This is a genomic window from Clostridium sp. 19966, from assembly GCF_032335695.1.
Lineage (GTDB): Bacteria > Bacillota > Clostridia > Clostridiales > Clostridiaceae > JACTOJ01.
The window spans coordinates 182,033-197,699 of record NZ_JACTOJ010000006.1; the positions used below are offsets into that span (position 1 = coordinate 182,033).

The following is a 15,667-nucleotide window of genomic DNA, read 5'->3' on the forward strand; positions in this document are numbered from 1 at the left end:
TTTTATTAAAAAATTACTATTTTTAATATATTTTTTATGGAGTATTTTGTATTTAATTCATATATTTCTTATTTATTTGATGTACCAGAATAATTGTCTATATATTCTTGTATTTTTTTGTCATATAAAATCATAATTTTATTTATTATATCATTGCTGGCAGAATTGAATCTTTTCTCTTCAATCTTACCTATAGGTAGCACCTTCGGAGATGTTCCTGATATAAATAAGCCATCAAGTTCTCCGATATTTGTATAGTGCACTTGAGTCTCTCTAAAGCTTATTCCAGCTTCCTTTAATAAATCTATAATCACTCCTCTAGTCACTCCAGGCAAAACTTGACTCACAGGCGAAGTAATCACAGTCCCATTGCTAACCATAAAAATATTTGATTTGCTTCCTTCTGTCATAAATCCATTATTATCGACTAATATAGCCTCAAAAGCTCTATTTTTTTCTATCTCATCATTAACTTTTTCTCTAAAGCTGCTATTAATAACTTTAGCATTAGGATTATCTCTTTCTCCATGATAAAAAATAGTATCCACTCCTTTTTCATACACTTTTGGGGCAGGATAATTATGTTTTATCATATATATGTACTCATGATCTTCAGCTTCATAGTTAAATACTAATTTTATATTTCCTTCTTTAACTTTAAGCTTAATTATTAGTTTTTCCATATCTCTTTTGATATTGTTTTCATTTGAAATCATAGGTTTGCTTACCAGCTTAAGCGAATTACTTAACCTGTTTAAATGCTCCTCTAAGAATAGTGGAATACCATCCTTTATTCTTATAACTTCATAAACAGACTTACCTTTTTTAATGAAATCATCTTTAAATTCAATTTTTTCTTTAATCTCACCATTATCAATATAATATTCAGAAAAGCATTCACTCATATACTTTTGCCTCCTTATTTCCAATTCAATATTTTTATTGTGGGATGATTTTTTTTATAATTTATTAGGTATGGATTGCCAACAAGATTAAATAAGGGCAAATCAGATAAAGAATCAGAAAACATATATGAATTTTCAAAATCCACTTCAATATTTTCTTTTTTCAATTCTTCCTTTAGTCTTCTTACCTTCTCTTCGCCTTTGCAATTTTCTCCTATCATGCAGCTGCTGTGATATCCATCTTCTACTTTATATCTGGTACCTATTACTTTATCTACTTCCTTTATATTGTAAAGTTCCTTCAAATAAAATTCTGCAGAAGCGGATATTAAATACACCTTAAAGCCTTTTTCTTTTAATTCTTTAATCTTTGCCATGGCATCCTCATATATTAATTTACTTAACTTTTCGCTGTAAAAGGCCTTAACCAGTTTATTCATTTCCTCTTCATGAATATTTTCTACAAATCTCATAAAGCCTTCTTTAGCTTTTTTTAATTCTATAAATTTAAATATGTACATAACGCCACTTCTCAAAACATATGGAAGCGTTAATAAAAGTTTAGGATTTTTTTTTAATATAAATTTATAAAATTCCACCAGTGTTTCTTTTTTAGTCAAAGTATAGTCCACATCAAATATAGCTAACTTTTCCATATATACCTCCAAAAATTTTATATAAAACAAAAGGAACCCTTAGGTTCCTTTTCTTTATTTTATTCTTCTTCAAGTGTACTCTGATAGTAAGCAGAAACTTCTTGGAATTCACTATCCTCTGGAATAGTTAATTCAGCTTCTTCACCTTCACCAACAACCTTGAAAAGATATACCGAACCATCTTCTGGATTCTGAACCAAAGCATATTCATTGTCCTTGTATTCAAAACCATCAACGACTTCGCATTGAATTGTGTTTCCATTTTCGTCCTCTAGTTCTACTAGTAATGGACCATGATCATGACCGCAGCCACATCCATCTTCTTCATGTGCATGATCGTGTCCGCATCCACAACTGGATTCTTCACTGTCACCACATCCGCAGCTATTAGCTGAGTTTTCGTTGCAACCGCAACCTTCGTCTTCACAACCACAGTTGTGTAATTTTTCTTTTTCCATATATTTCTTCGCATCTAAGCAGATACGAATTGCACCTCCTTTAAAGCTTCATGTTAACATTTTACCCTTAATCCGTAAATAATAAAAGCTTTTTTTGAAAACTTTATTAAAAAATAATTATTTTTAATATAAAAGGACACGTCTAATGACGTGTCCTCCCATAACTAGGAATTACTTTCCAGCTAACTTCTTGTAGCCTTCCAATCTTTCCTTAGCATCTTGTTCAGTTTTCTCGAATAAGCTTTCAGCTTGTTCTGGGAATGCCTTAGCAAGTGAAGCATATCTAACTTCTCCTAATAAGAAGTCTCTGAAGGATTCAGTTGGTTCCTTAGAATCTAAGCTAAATGGATTCTTTCCATCTTCTTTCAAAGTTGGATTGTATCTATATAATGCCCAGTATCCTGAATCTACTGCCTTCTTCTCTTCTAACTGGCTCTTACCCATACCAGCTTTAAGTCCATGGTTGATACATGGAGCATAAGCTATTATAAGTGATGGTCCTGGATAGCTTTCAGCCTCAGCTATTGCCTTAAGTGTCTGATTCTTATCAGCACCCATAGATATCTGAGCTACATATACATATCCATAGCTCATAGCCATCATTCCAAGATCCTTCTTCTTAGTTCTCTTACCAGAAGCAGCGAATTTAGCTATAGCAGATGTTGGAGTCGATTTAGAAGACTGTCCGCCAGTGTTTGAGTAAACTTCTGTATCAAATACAAGAACATTTATATCCTCACCGCTAGCAAGTACGTGATCTAATCCGCCGTATCCGATATCGTAAGCCCAACCGTCTCCACCGAATATCCACTGTGATTTCTTTATTAAGAAATCTCTGTTTTCGTAGATGTAAGCAACATCTTCGTATTTATCCTTGTTTGCTTCAAGAAGTGGTAATGCTTTTAATGCTGCAGCTTTTGAAGCTTTTCCATCTTCTTTTCCAGCAACCCAAGCTTCTAATGCTTCCTTAAGATCAGCAGGAGCTTCTCCAGCTACTATCTTCTTAGCAGTATCTAATAATTTGTCCCTTAACTGAGAAACTCCAAGATACATACCAAGTCCAAATTCAGCATTGTCTTCGAATAATGAGTTAGCCCAAGCTGGACCCTTTCCTTCATGGTTGTGAGTATATGCTGTTGCTGGTGCACTAGCAGCCCATATTGATGAACATCCAGTAGCATTAGCAATCATCATTCTATCACCAAATAATTGAGTTACAAGCTTAGCATATGCAGTTTCTCCGCAACCTGCGCAAGCGCCGCTGAACTCAAGAAGTGGCTGCTGGAACTGACTTCCCTTAACGCTGCCTTCGCCCATTGGGTTAGCCTTTGGTGAAAGCTTAAGAGCATAATCCCAGTTTGCAATTTGTTCTTCCTGTGTTTCAATTGGCTTCATTATAAGAGCTTTGTTAGGAGCTGGACATACCTGAGCACAGTTTCCGCATCCTGTACAATCTAAAGTAGTTACCTGTATCTTGTAGTTTAAGCCTTCAAATGTCTTTCCGCCTGCAGCTTTTTTGCTCTTGAATGTTTCTGGGGCATTCTTAACTTCTTCTTCATTCAATAAGAAAGGTCTTATTGCTGCATGAGGACATACATATGAACATTGGTTACATTGGATACAGTTATCAATCTGCCATTCAGGTACATTAATAGCTATTCCTCTCTTTTCGTAAGCAGCTGTTCCGCTTGGGAAAGATCCATCAACTAAATCAGTTGAGAATGCACTTACAGGAAGTTTATCTCCTTCTTGAGCATTCATTGGTTCCAATACATCTTTTACGAATGCAGGAACATCCTTCTTAACAACTTCTTCATCTTTAGCATCTGTCCAGCTTGCTGGAACTTCTATCTTAACTAAAGCATCTATTCCTTTATCTATAGCTGCATTGTTCATGTTAACAACTTTTTCACCTTTTTTACCATAGGACTGAACAACAGCATCCTTTAAGTACTTAACAGCATCTTCAACAGGAATTATGTTAGCTATCTTAAAGAAAGCAGCTTGCATTATCATGTTGATTCTTCCGCCAAGACCTATTTCTTGAGCTATCTTAACAGCATTTAATGTATAGAAGTTTATATTGTGCTTAGCAATATATCTCTTCATTCTTGCTGGCAGATGCTTTTCAACTTCTTCTTTATCCCATATACAGTTAAGTAAGAAGCTTCCTCCATCCTTTAATCCAGCTAATACATCATACTTATAAACATATGACTGATTATGAGTAGCTATGAAATTAGCTTTAGTTATTAGATAAGGTGATTTTATTGGTGACTTACCAAATCTTAAGTGAGAAATTGTTACTCCACCAGATTTCTTTGAATCATAATGGAAATAAGCTTGAGCATACATGTCTGTATGGTCACCTATGATCTTAACAGCACTCTTGTTAGCACCAACAGTACCATCTGATCCAAGTCCCCAGAACTTACAAGCAGTTGTTCCTGGAACAGTAACATCTATTTCTTCAGTTATAGGTAATGATAAGAATGTAACATCATCATTTATTCCTAAAGTGAAACCATTCTTTGGACTTTCGCTCTTAAGGTTGTCAAATACTGCAAGTATGCTTCCTGGAGTTACTTCCTTAGAACCTAATCCATATCTTCCACCAACTATAACTGGCTTTTCTGCTGCATCGTAGAATGCATTTCTAACATCCTGATATAATGGTTCTCCAGCTGATCCTGGTTCCTTAGTTCTATCTAAAACAGCGATTTTCTTTACTGTCTTTGGTATATACTTAAAGAAATGTTCTAATGAGAATGGTCTGAAAAGATGTACGTTTAATAGTCCAACTTTTTCTCCCTTAGCACTTAAGTAATCAATAGTTTCTTCAACAGTCTGACATACTGAGCCCATAGCTACTATTATGCTCTCTGCATCTTCAGCACCATAGTAATTGAATAAATGATATTCTCTACCAGTTAGCTTGCTTATTTCAGACATATAATTTTCTACAATTTCAGGAATTGCATTGTAGTATTTATTAGATGCTTCTCTGCTCTGGAAGTAAACATCACCATTCTGTGCTGTACCTCTTGTTACTGGATGTTCAGGATTCAAAGCTTTTCTTCTGAATTCATTAACAGCATCCATATCAAGAAGCTCTTTTAATTCATCATACTCAAGCATTTCAATTTTCTGTACTTCATGAGAAGTTCTGAAACCATCGAAGAAGTTTATAAATCCAACTTTTCCTTTTATAGCAGCTAAATGTGCAACTGCTGAAAGATCCATAACTTCCTGAACACTGCTTTCTGCAAGCATTGCAAGACCAGTTGCTCTAGCAGCCATAACATCTTGATGATCTCCGAATATATTTAGCGCATTAGTTGCTAATGCTCTAGCACTTACATGGAATACTCCTGGTAGCAATTCTCCAGCAATCTTGTACATATTTGGAATCATTAAAAGTAAACCCTGTGATGCAGTATATGTAGTAGTCAATGCTCCAGCCTGTAGTGAACCATGAACTGCTCCAGCAGCACCTGCCTCTGACTGCATTTCCATAACCTTAACTTTTTGTCCAAAAACGTTAAGTCTTCCTTGAGAACTCCACTCGTCAACATGTTCAGCCATTGGAGAAGATGGAGTTATAGGATAGATTGCTGCAACATCAGTAAATGCATAAGATATATGAGCTGCTGCGGTATTTCCATCCATTGTCTTCATTTTTCTCATTACAAATTCCTTCTTTCTAAAAATTTGTTATTATTTTGATAGCAACTTTCCTAATTCCTTTGCTTTAGCAAGTTGAGCTTCATCTGGTGATTCTTTTACAGCTAGCTCACCTACAACGTTAAAGCCATAGTCAACCATTTTGGTTTTCCAATCTTCAATAAACTTTCCATTGTCCCAGCCATAGGAACCGAAAAGCACCAAAGATTTTCCGTTATTAGGGAGAAGTTTAAACTTGTTTATAAAGGGCTCCAACTCTTGTTGTTCAATCCTGTCATTATCCATAGATGGGCTTCCAAATGCCACTGCATCTGCTTTTGTAACATCTTCAACCTCTGCTTCAGAAACTAGTTTTATAGATACATCTGCTCCAGCTTCCTTAGCTCCTTCGAAGATTGCATCAGCCAATACTTCAACATTTCCGCCGTTACTCCAATAAATAATACTAACTTTTTTCACAAAATCACCCTTTCTTACATCTATTTAAGAAGTAATCATATACAATTATAAACTATTATTTAATTTTTTCAATAGTTCTTTGAGCCTGTTTCATATAATTTATTTGATTGTTAGCTTATTTTTATCCATTTAGCTTTATTTAGCTAAGCTTCTTTAAATATATTTTCTATATGCCTAATAACTTCTTCTTTGCTGATATTTGAGTAATCGTCTATGGACTGAATATATTTCATAAGTTTATTTTTAAGTGCTTCATTTTCTTCAACACTTTCATTTATATTTATAACAGCATCTTTTTTCGCTATAACAGCATTGAATCCCTTTCTAATTAATTCCTTCAGAAAGCTTTCCTGGGCCCCTTTGTCTCCATGCACCAGTATGACTTTTTTAGGTTTATTTTTATAGGCGCAAATCCACTTTAAAAGACCATTTCTATCAGCATGACCAGACAACCCGTGAAGATTGTATATTTTTGCATTTACCGCCACTTCTTCTCCAAATATTTTTACTTTTTTAGCTCCGTCCAATATGCTTTTGCCAAGTGTTCCATTTGCCTGATATCCAACGAATACAACAGAGCACTCTTTTCTCCAAAGATTATGCTTTAAATGATGTTTTATCCTTCCTGCTTCGCACATACCGCTGGAGGATATTATTATGGCTCCAGATTTTATTTTATTTATTTCCATGGAATCTTCTGCATTTCTTGTATATACAAGTCCCTTAAAATCTATGGGATTATCGCCATTTTTTAGAGCTCTTGCAGCATCTTCATCAAATATATTTGTATTCTTTTGAAACACCACGGAGGATTCGTATGCAAGGGGACTGTCTACATAAACTTTTAAATTTGTCATATCCTCCTCTACAAATTTGTTTAAAGCATATAATACTTCCTGAGTCCTTCCTACCGCAAAGGAAGGTATTATAACATTCCCTCCTCTTTTAAAGGTGTCCTTTATTATATCAGATAGAGCTTCAAATTCATTTTTTAAAGCCTCATGGACCCTATCGCCATAGGTAGTTTCCATAATTACATAATCCGCACTGTCAATATATGTTGGATCCTTTATTATAGGAATATTAGTATTTCCTATGTCTCCGCTATATACTAATTTAATTTCTTTTTTCCCTATCTCTTTTACATATATTTCTGTAAAGGCTGATCCCAAAAGATGCCCCGCATCTCTAAATTTTATCCTTACACCCTCAAAGATGTCTATAAATTCTTCATAGCTATGCCCTTCGAAATTTTTTATACATTCTGCAGCATCCTTAGCTGTATATAAGGGTTCAAGAGGTTCTTGTCCTCTTCTTATTCTTTTTCTATTCTTCCATTCTGTCTCCATTTCTGCTATATGACCGCTATCCGGAAGCATGGCTGTGCAGAGATCTTCTGTAGCTTTTGTGGATATAATTTTTCCCTTATACCCCTTTTTATAAAGAAGTGGTATTCTACCGCTATGATCAATATGGGCATGAGATAAAATAACGCATTCCACACTGCTAGGATCAAAGCTAAATTCACTATTATTAACTTCATTTTCATCTTCGCCTACATACATTCCGCAATCTAGAAGGATTGTCTTACCCATAATATTCAGCATATGACAAGAACCAGTAACATTTTCAGCTGCTCCCAAGCACCTTATCTTCATAGTATCTCTTCCCCTTTTTAAATTATTTTTGCTCATTTCAACTACATGACTATATAACTAGATATCTAGTTATATAGTTGATGCTACTTGATAGAATTTGCAATTATATCCACGATCTTTTCCACACTGTTTTGCAAATCGCTTTTAGCCATATTTTGAATAAATTTATTACGATTTTCATATAATTTATTTATATTTTTCAGCAATACTTCACCATTCACCTGTTCCTCTTCCAGCACCATACTATATCCGTTCTTTTCAAAGGATCTAGCATTTAAGATTTGATCCCCTCTGCTGGATTTTTTGGATAGAGGAATTAACAGATTAGGCTTCTTCAATGCTAAAAGTTCATATATTGAATTTGCCCCAGCTCTAGATAAAACTATGTCAGCATAAGCCATCAGATGAGGAAGTTCATCATTTACATATTCAAATTGTACATAGTTTTTATTGGTTATGGATTTATCCAAATTTCCTTTACCGCATATATGAATCACAGAAAAGTTTTTAGTTACCTCACTAATATGCCCTCTTAAAGCTTCATTTATAACCTTGGAACCTAGACTTCCTCCTATTACCAATAAAACAGGCTTATTTGAATCAAATCCACATATTTCTTTTCCCTTCAATTTACTTCCCTTTAGAAGCTCTTCTCTTATGGGAGTTCCAGTTATCACTCCTTTATTCTTCTTAACATGCTCCAAAGTTTCCGGAAAAGTTACACATATTTTGGTGCAGTATGGCAGCGAAAGCTTATTGGCAAGTCCAGGAGTAATATCAGATTCGTGTGCTACCACTGGCACACCGTTAAAGAAAGCACCCATTACCACAGGCACAGCTACAAATCCGCCTTTTGAAAACACCACATCCGGCTTTTCTCTTTTTATTATTTTTTTAGCTTCGAATATGCCTTTTACCACTTTAAAGGGATCTGTAAAATTTTTCACATCAAAATATCTTCTAAGTTTACCGCTGGAAATAGCGTGATATTTTATATTCTCATCAGATATTATCTTCTTTTCTATACCGTCAAAGGTTCCTATATATTGTACTTCAAAGCCCTTCTCTTTAAGCTTTGGAATTATTGCTAGATTAGGTGTAACATGACCTGCAGAACCTCCGCCTGTCATTATAATTTTATACTTCTTCATTATTCCCCTCCAAAAATAATTTTCAAATTATATATTCACTGATAACCTGATATCTTTTATTATAAGCTGAAGTGTACTGCTGCCATTGTATTCATTTATTTCGGGATAATATATTATATCTACTTTCACTCCATTTATATATCCGTTTATAAATTTTTTATAATATTCTTCTCCATGAGCAGCTTCAATCATTTCTCTAAATTCTTCCCCTTCAAAGTAGATACCGTTTATAGAGTTTCTATTGTTATTAAACCTAAATATAAATTTTATAACATTCTTATTTTTCCCCAAAAGATATATCTTCTCTAAAATAATATTCTTCTCTGCAAATATTGGAGATGGATTTCCCTTTCCAAAAGGCTCCAATTGCTTCAGCTCATTAATCAGTGAAAAAGATACATATTTTAAAGGCAGCTTTTGATCTATTCTTACCTTAGGAATTAAATCCTCATCTTTCAGACTGCAGTTTTCATTAAGCATATTTCTTAAAGCTGGTATTTTTCCCTGTTCAATAGACATTCCTGCTGCCATAGGGTGTCCTCCGAACTTTGACAGGAGCTCTTTACATTTAACTAGCTCCTCAAACATATTATATTCCTCGATGGATCTTGCGGAACCTTTAGCCATCTCTTTACCTTTAGTAAGCACTATAGCCGGAAGATTATATCTTTCTTTAATTCTTCCCGCCACAATTCCAGCTATACTTTCATGTATTTCCTCATCATATATAACCAGCACTCTATCTTTGAGCATACCTTCTCTGTTTATTATATCTATATCTCTCTCTACGCTTTTATTAGTCATTATCTGTCTTTCTTCATTAAGTTCCTTAAGTTTTTTAGCCAGCTCTGCGGCTTCTTCTTCATCTTGACTAAGCAAAAGCTCCAAGGATAATTTAGCAGTTTCCAACCTTCCAGTAGCATTTATACAAGGTCCTATTATGAAACCTATATGATAGGCGCTTATCCTTTTATCTTCAAGTCCGCATTCCTTTATCAAGGCTCTAAGCCCCATATTTTCTGTGGTATTCAGCATTTCTAGTCCTGTTTTAGCAATAACTCTATTTTCAGACACTAAATCCACCACATCGCATATTGTAGAAATAGCTGCATATTGCATCAATTCATAGGTTTTTAGCTTGCTTATATCCATTTGCTCATAAAGTTTTTCAATAAATTTATAGGCAATTCCTCCTCCGCATAAATACTTGAAGGAATATTCGCACTGTTTTTGTTTAGGATTAACTACTGCATCTGCAGCTGGAATAACATATCTTCTATCCTCTCCCTCTTCTACAAAGGGTATATCATGGTGATCTGTTATTATAACTTCCATGCCTAATTTTTTAGCTTCTTCTACCTGTTCAAAAGCAGCAATACCATTATCGCAGGTAATTATTAAATCGCAGCCCTCCTCCTTTATTCTTTTTACCACCTCGGTGTTCATGCCATAGCCTTCATTCTCTCTATGAGGTATGTGAAATCTTACATCTGCCCCGCATTCTTTAAGCCCTCTATATAATATATAGGTACTCATAACTCCGTCTACATCGTAATCACCATATACGTATATTTTCTTTTTAGAAAATATGGCGTTTTTTATCATAGCTACGGCTTTATCCATGTCCTTCATGCTGCTTCCATTATGTAACTCAGAAGTATCTACATTAAGAAACATCTTCATTTCCTTTGGATTTTTTATCCCCCTATGCACTAATATATTGGCTAGTATTAAGTCAATATCGGCTTCGGATGCCAGTTTTTTTATATCCAAGCTGCTTCCTTTGAGCATCCATCTCTTTTCCATTGTTTCACTCCTATAATATCAATTGTATTGATGGTTTTTGCAATACTGTGTTTATCACATTTTTTATATCTTCTCCAGTAACATTGTAATTGAACTCTTCCTTAAAAACATTAAAATCTCCATACATAAGTTCATAAGTTGTTACTTTTTTACAGAGCTCCACTGATCTTTCTTCAGTTAATAGATTCTTTAATAGAAGTCTATTTTTGGTATCAGCTATTCTGTTATCTTCAAAAAACATATTCTTAGCTTTTTCTATGCATTCATCTATGCTTTTTAGGCACTGATTCAAGTTTTCCTTGGAAGTGCTTACATCTATAGAAAATAATTTTATCCCTCGCTCATTTTTAATTCGGCTTCCTACTTCATAAGCCATTCCTTTTTTAGTTCTCACCTCATCATAGAGCATAGAGCTTACCCCTTCTCCAAAGATCATATTGAATATGTGTAATGCACAAAGCTCTTTTGGATTTAAATTATGTATATCGAATATATATTTAATCTTAGCTCCCTGTATCCCTTTACCTTTGCTATATATACCTGGTATATTTTTTTCTTCCTGCAATGGGTATATTCCTTTAAAGGGTCTTCCCCAGCTTCCAAAAATTTTATTTACCACATTATAGCATTCATTAAATTCAAGAGAGGAAACTACACTTACAACACAATTTCCTGGACAATAATATCTATTGTAATATTCTTCCATTGAAGATAAACTTATTTTATCAATTGATTCTTTAGTTCCTATTATTTTCTCTTTTATTCTTCTCATTTTATAAGAATTATAAAATAATTCATCTTCACATACCTGATTATAGTCTTCTTCCCAATCCACAAGCTCTTGCCTTATTACATCCATCTCTTCCTCAAAGCCTTTTGCCTTAAAATCAGCATTGAGCAATATATCGCTGTAGAGTTCAAAGCCTGCAGCAAAATCCCTGCTTCTTAATGTGCCATAATATATTACATAAGGATAGTTAGTCATAGCATTATTAAAGGCAAATAATCTATCAAACTCCTCATTTATCTGCTGCTCATCTCTCTTTTTAGTTCCTTTAAACAGCATGTGTTCTACTGCGTGGGCTGTACCTAACTCATAATCCTTTTCTTCCAAGGCACCAGCATTATACCCTATGCAAAAGGAAGAAAGTTCTGTATCTCTGTGCATATATATAAATTTAATTCCATTATCTAAAAAGCAACACTCCATAAAAGTCCCCATTTCTAATAAAAATAAAAAGCGGATTTATAGCTAGCTAAACTATGTATCCGCTTTTATTATATCAAAGTTTTTATATTTTTTATTGCTTTATTGAATATTCTGCTTTAAAAAATTATACATCATTCCTTCTTTAAGCTCTTCTGCTTTTTCTCCTTCTCCAAGATAATCTAAAATAGCATAGGCAAAAGGAAGGCTGGTTGCTGGACCTCTGCTTGTAATGATATTGCCGTCCTGCACCACAACTTCTTCTTGATAAATACAATTTTTAAGCCTTTCTTTTACTGCTGGATAGGAGGTTATGTTTTTTCCATCTACTATACCGGCCTCTGCTAATACTTGAGGTGCTGCACACAAAGCTGCTGTCAGTCTGCCGCTCATGTAAAAATCCTTAACTAGATTTACGATTCTTATGTTATTTTTTAGGTTTTCAGTTCCAGGACCGCCCGGAAGTATAACTCCATTATACTCTCTTTCATCTATTTCATCTATATTTATATCTGCTTTTACCGCAATGCCGTGAGAGCCTGTAACTTCATAATCTTTAACACAGCATATATCGCATTGAACATTTGCTCTTCTTAAAACATCAACTATAGTAAGGGCTTCTATTTCTTCAAAGCCATCCACTAAAAACAATAATACTTTATTCACAAAATCACTCCCCAATTAAAAGTCTTGAAAACGTTTTGATGTAAATTTTAAATAGGAATCGGCTCGTCACCGATTCCCTCATATTATAGTCTCATTTCTATCTATCTTCAATAATATCACTGATTATTTCATACAATTTTAACATCTTTAATATAATCGTCAAATACTATAAGCACTATGCTGTTTCCTCTTCCAGCTCTGTTTTGGAGTCTTATTTCAGATAGATTAACATCCTTTTCTATACTTTTGCTTGAAGTTAATTTTATTATGCCCTTTTCCAAAGCAGAATTTTCCATAACATCTGAATATACTACTGCATCATCTTCTTTAAGGCTTATGCCAGTTACTCCGGAAGCCACTTTACCCATGATACTTACAGCTTCTGCATCAAATCTTATGCACATAGCTTTTTTGGTTACCATAATTACACTATGATTTTCTGCGGATGAAAGTTTTATTGCGACCAATTCGTCCTCGCCTTTAAATTTATAAGCTTGAGTATTTATATAGGCTCCTTCAAAGTCCTTTAAGGAAGTTTTCTTAATCATTCCGTTCTTAGTCATAAACATCATATAATATTTATCAGAATATTCTTTTACAGCGGCAGCCTCTAATATTTTAGCGTCATTTTCACTAAAGCCTTGAAGTAACTCTCCTAGTTTTATACTTCCCTCCACATTTTCAAATAAATAAGCTGGAAGCTTATAAGCGATTCCCTTATTTGTTAATATAAGAAGCTCTTCCTTAGAATTTGTGCTTATTTCAAACTCAGCTTTACTTCTGCCATCTTTTAAAATTCTTATATCTCCTGAGGAGCTAAGTCCTATTTTAAAATGATTATTTGATTCTTTATCTGTGATTTCTACAGAAACTATTTTGTCCATATCTCCTAAAACTGCTGCACTTATGCCAAGAACACTTCTGTCCGAATTCTCAAGCCCGCTGCGCTTCACTGCAAATACTAATCCTTTTTCTGTAGTACAATTAATAGAAATATCTTTTCGCTCAGATGAGATTTTTTCTGTAAATATAAGCTTTTCACCATCTCTAAGCTTGAGAGCCATAATTTTACTATAATTTGTTGCAAATTTATCTAAAGAAGTTTTCTTTACAAGTCCTGCACTAGTTACAAATACAAAGCTTTCTTTGCTCTCTGCGGCTGGTACACTATAGGCTGCTACTATATTTTCATTCTCTAAGTTTAATCCTCTAATTATATTATCCAGCTTATCGCCTTTTTCTTTCCATTTATATTCGGGTATATCTATGCCTTTTACTTGATACATATTACCGCTGCTGGTAAAAAACATTATAGTATCTCTAGTGTTAGATGAGAAAAGCTGCTTTATGGAGTCCCCTTCTCTATATTCTATATCCTCCACATTGGTAACAGATCTAGTATAAGATTTTAGAGGAACTCGTTTTATATATCCTTCCTTAGATAAAGTTACTATTATGTCCTCTACAACTAGAATCTCTTCAATATCAATCTTAGCTTCAGCATCATCTTCTACTATCTCAGTTCTTCTATCATCACCATATTTATCTGAAATTTCCTGAAGCTCATTTTTTATAACCTTTAATAATTCTTTTTCGTTGCCTAAAACTTTCTTAAGCTTAGCAATCAACTTTTCTAATTCTTTGTATTCTTTTTCAAAAACCTTTATTTCTAAGCCTGTAAGCCTATAAAGCATCAATTCTAATATCGCTTCTGCCTGAATTTCAGTAAAGCCGAATTTTGACACTAAATTTTCTCCTGCATCTTTTTTAGATTTTGATGCTCTTATAGTTTCTATTATGGCATCTAAGATGTCTATAGCTTTAATGAAGCCTTCAACTATGTGAAATCTTTTAGCTGCTATAACTAATTCCTTTTGAGTTCTTCTTGTAACTATCTCTTTTTGATGGTTTAGATAATGATATAATATAGTTTTAAGCCCCATGGTCTGAGGCTTTCCATCCGCTAAAGCCACCATATTGAAATTGATATTGCTTTGCAGATCCGTCTTCTTGTAAAGATATTTAAGCACCTTATCTGCTGCATCATAATCTATACTTTTCTTAAATTCGATTACAGCCCTTATACCATTTCTATCAGACTCATCTCTTATGTCCATTATACCTTCTAGAGCTTTTGAATGCTTTTTATCTCCAGTCATCTCAGATATGCTCTGCAATAGTTTGGCTTTATTTTTTCTATAAGGAAACTCAGTGATAACTATACCTAATCTTCCTGTTTCCAGCTTTTCAATAGAAGTTTTTGCTCTTAAAGTTACTTTACCTTCTCCGCTCTCATAAGCATTAAGCATGGATTTTCTTCCAATGAGTATTCCTCCTGTAGGAAGATCCGGTCCTTTAACATAGTTCATAAGCTCCTTAGTAGTCATGTCCTTGTTATCTATATAATGAAGCAAAGCTTCTATTACTTCTCTTAAATTATGGGGTGGTATATTAGTAGCCAATCCTACTGCTATACCAAAAGCTCCATTTACCAATATATTAGGATAGCGGCTTGGAAGCACACTTGGCTCATCTTCTGTTTCAGAATAATTTGGCACCATATTTACTACATCTTTATCTATATCCCTTATCATTTCCAAGGCAATAGGTGTGAGTCTTGCTTCCGTATAACGCATTGCTGCAGCGCTGTCACCATCTATGGACCCCCAGTTTCCATGTCCGTCTATAAGGGGATTCCTAGTGGTGAAATTTTGTGCAAGTATTACCATGGAATCATAAACAGAGGCATCTCCATGAGGATGATATTTACCAAGTATATCTCCCACTATTCTAGCTGATTTATAGTAAGGTCTGTCTGGAAAAGCTCTAAGCATATATGCTCCATATATTATTCTTCTATGAACAGGCTTCAGACCGTCCCTAACATCTGGAAGTGCTCTTTCCTTAGCAACTTCTACCGCATAGGGCAGATAGTTTTCAGGCATAGCTTCTTCTATAGGTATTCTTATAATATTATTATCCTTAGGTATCTTTTCTATCTTCTTCGCCACAATTTA

General features: G+C 34.2%; 11 protein-coding genes. All 11 read right to left on the reverse strand.

Annotation, left to right across the window (positions count from 1 at the left end; all coding sequences use genetic code 11):
- Window positions 1-68 precede the first annotated feature (68 nt).
- The 11 genes from IAI10_RS08490 to IAI10_RS08540 all read right to left on the reverse strand — a co-directional run bounded on the left by IAI10_RS08490 (window position 69) and on the right by IAI10_RS08540 (window position 15,661).
- A complete protein-coding gene (locus tag IAI10_RS08490; RefSeq protein ID WP_315672873.1) occupies window positions 69-905 on the reverse strand; it encodes an aminotransferase class IV in 837 nt (278 codons plus the stop codon).
- Window positions 906-919: 14 nt separating this feature from the next.
- On the reverse strand, window positions 920-1,561 hold the full coding sequence (locus IAI10_RS08495; RefSeq protein WP_315672874.1) for an HAD-IB family hydrolase: 642 nt from the start codon (window positions 1,559-1,561) through the stop codon (window positions 920-922).
- A gap of 59 nt (window positions 1,562-1,620) precedes the next feature.
- Window positions 1,621-2,019, reverse strand: coding sequence for a DUF1292 domain-containing protein (locus tag IAI10_RS08500; RefSeq protein ID WP_315672875.1), 399 nt, complete (start codon window positions 2,017-2,019; stop codon window positions 1,621-1,623).
- 171 nt (window positions 2,020-2,190) lie between these two features.
- Window positions 2,191-5,706, reverse strand: coding sequence for a pyruvate:ferredoxin (flavodoxin) oxidoreductase (gene nifJ / locus IAI10_RS08505; protein ID WP_315672876.1), 3,516 nt, complete (start codon window positions 5,704-5,706; stop codon window positions 2,191-2,193).
- Between the two features lie 30 nt (window positions 5,707-5,736).
- Window positions 5,737-6,162: a flavodoxin gene (locus IAI10_RS08510; protein WP_315672877.1), complete on the reverse strand. Its 426-nt coding sequence runs from the start codon at window positions 6,160-6,162 to the stop codon at window positions 5,737-5,739.
- A 143-nt stretch (window positions 6,163-6,305) separates the two neighbouring features.
- Window positions 6,306-7,820, reverse strand: coding sequence for an MBL fold metallo-hydrolase (locus IAI10_RS08515; protein ID WP_315672878.1), 1,515 nt, complete (start codon window positions 7,818-7,820; stop codon window positions 6,306-6,308).
- An 83-nt stretch (window positions 7,821-7,903) separates the two neighbouring features.
- Window positions 7,904-8,971: an undecaprenyldiphospho-muramoylpentapeptide beta-N-acetylglucosaminyltransferase gene (locus IAI10_RS08520; protein ID WP_315672879.1), complete on the reverse strand. Its 1,068-nt coding sequence runs from the start codon at window positions 8,969-8,971 to the stop codon at window positions 7,904-7,906.
- A gap of 27 nt (window positions 8,972-8,998) precedes the next feature.
- Entirely contained in the window at window positions 8,999-10,777 is a 1,779-nt protein-coding gene (recJ, locus tag IAI10_RS08525) for a single-stranded-DNA-specific exonuclease RecJ (RefSeq protein ID WP_315672880.1), read from the reverse strand.
- Window positions 10,778-10,787: 10 nt separating this feature from the next.
- Complete coding sequence (locus IAI10_RS08530; RefSeq protein WP_315672881.1) at window positions 10,788-11,987, reverse strand: pitrilysin family protein; 1,200 nt, start codon at window positions 11,985-11,987, stop codon at window positions 10,788-10,790.
- 99 nt (window positions 11,988-12,086) lie between these two features.
- Window positions 12,087-12,650, reverse strand: a complete 564-nt coding sequence (locus tag IAI10_RS08535) for a DJ-1 family glyoxalase III (RefSeq protein WP_315672882.1) — start codon at window positions 12,648-12,650, stop codon at window positions 12,087-12,089.
- A gap of 128 nt (window positions 12,651-12,778) precedes the next feature.
- On the reverse strand, window positions 12,779-15,661 hold the full coding sequence (locus tag IAI10_RS08540) for a DNA topoisomerase IV subunit A (protein ID WP_315672883.1): 2,883 nt from the start codon (window positions 15,659-15,661) through the stop codon (window positions 12,779-12,781).
- Window positions 15,662-15,667: the final 6 nt, after the last annotated feature.

Coding starts and splice junctions, on each gene's coding strand:
- IAI10_RS08490 (WP_315672873.1), bottom strand. CDS start 905: ATGAGTGAATGCTTTTCTGAATATTATATTGATAATGGTGAGATTAAA.
- IAI10_RS08495 (WP_315672874.1), bottom strand. CDS start 1,561: ATGGAAAAGTTAGCTATATTTGATGTGGACTATACTTTGACTAAAAAA.
- IAI10_RS08500 (WP_315672875.1), bottom strand. CDS start 2,019: ATGGAAAAAGAAAAATTACACAACTGTGGTTGTGAAGACGAAGGTTGC.
- nifJ (WP_315672876.1), bottom strand. CDS start 5,706: ATGAGAAAAATGAAGACAATGGATGGAAATACCGCAGCAGCTCATATA.
- IAI10_RS08515 (WP_315672878.1), bottom strand. CDS start 7,820: ATGAAGATAAGGTGCTTGGGAGCAGCTGAAAATGTTACTGGTTCTTGT.
- IAI10_RS08520 (WP_315672879.1), bottom strand. CDS start 8,971: ATGAAGAAGTATAAAATTATAATGACAGGCGGAGGTTCTGCAGGTCAT.
- recJ (WP_315672880.1), bottom strand. CDS start 10,777: ATGGAAAAGAGATGGATGCTCAAAGGAAGCAGCTTGGATATAAAAAAA.
- IAI10_RS08530 (WP_315672881.1), bottom strand. CDS start 11,987: ATGGAGTGTTGCTTTTTAGATAATGGAATTAAATTTATATATATGCAC.